The sequence below is a fragment of the Rhodococcus sp. R1101 genome, assembly GCF_000278445.1.
Lineage (GTDB): Bacteria > Actinomycetota > Actinomycetes > Mycobacteriales > Mycobacteriaceae > Rhodococcus > Rhodococcus gordoniae.
In genome coordinates, this window is the sequence record NZ_AJVB01000776.1 from 1 (window position 1) to 1086 (window position 1086).

Consider the following 1086-nt stretch of genomic DNA (forward strand, 5'->3'; position numbering starts at 1 on the left):
CTCTGTGGCCACCCTGTGAGCACGGTGTCGTGGAGTCTGTAATGTTCCCTTTCGACCAGGGAGGGAGGGGCGACCGAGTGGACATGCACCGAGCGCAGGGTGAGTCGGTCGAACCGCCGTCGTTGCTCCTCATCGAGGACGACCCCGGTGACGCACTCATCGTCGAGGAGCTGGTGGTCGACAGCGCCCCCGAGATGACGGTCGTGTGGGTTCAGACACTCGCGCAGGCCCGCGACGAACTCACCACATCCCATCCCGATTGCGTACTTCTCGACCTCCACCTGCCCGATGCGAGCGGCCTCGAAGCGGTCGCGCGCATCCAGGAGATCACCGATTCGGTACCCATCGTCGTCCTCACCGGCCTCGCCGAGGAACAGACCGGCCTCGCCGCACTCTCGGTCGGCGCCCAGGACTACCTCGTCAAGGGACGCGTCGAGCCCGATCTGTTCGGCCGTGCCGTCCGCTACGCCATACAGCGGAAGCAGACCGAGATCGCGGCGGCGGAACTCCAGGCGAGCCAATTGCACGCGCAGGAGAACGCCCGGCTCGAACGCGGTCTGCTCCCGTCTCCGCTCCTGCGCGACGCCCAGGACTTCGATGTCGTCACCCGCTACCGCCCCGGCCGGTCCTCCGCGTTGCTCGGCGGCGACTTCTACGACGTCGTGCAGACCGACGACGGCACTGTGCACGTCCTCATCGGCGACGTCTCCGGTCACGGTCCCGACGAAGCCGCTCTCGGGGTGGGGCTCCGTATCGCGTGGCGCACGCTCGTGCTCAGCGGCGTCGACGGTCCCCGGCGGCTGCAGCAACTCGAGGAACTCCTCGTCGCCGAACGCACCGAGAGCAGATTCTTCGCGTCCATGACCAACCTCACGATGTGTGCCGATCGACGCACCGTGGAAGTCACGAGAGCAGGGCACCCCGGCCTCCTGCTGCGCCACGCCGGAACCGTCGACTGGGTGGAAGCCCCCGGCGGCCCTGCTCTGGGCCTGCTGCCGGGAACGGCCACCTGGCCCGTCCACACGATGGATCTGCCCGAGGGCGGCGCGATCGTGCTGTTCACCGACGGACTCTTCGAGGGCCACC

At 68.1% G+C, this 1086-nt stretch carries 1 protein-coding gene; it reads left to right on the forward strand.

The window, feature by feature from the left end; translation table 11 throughout:
* Window positions 1-77 precede the first annotated feature (77 nt).
* A partial coding sequence (locus R1101_RS28610; RefSeq protein ID WP_016935712.1) for a PP2C family protein-serine/threonine phosphatase occupies window positions 78-1086 on the forward strand: 1009 nt, incomplete at its 3' end.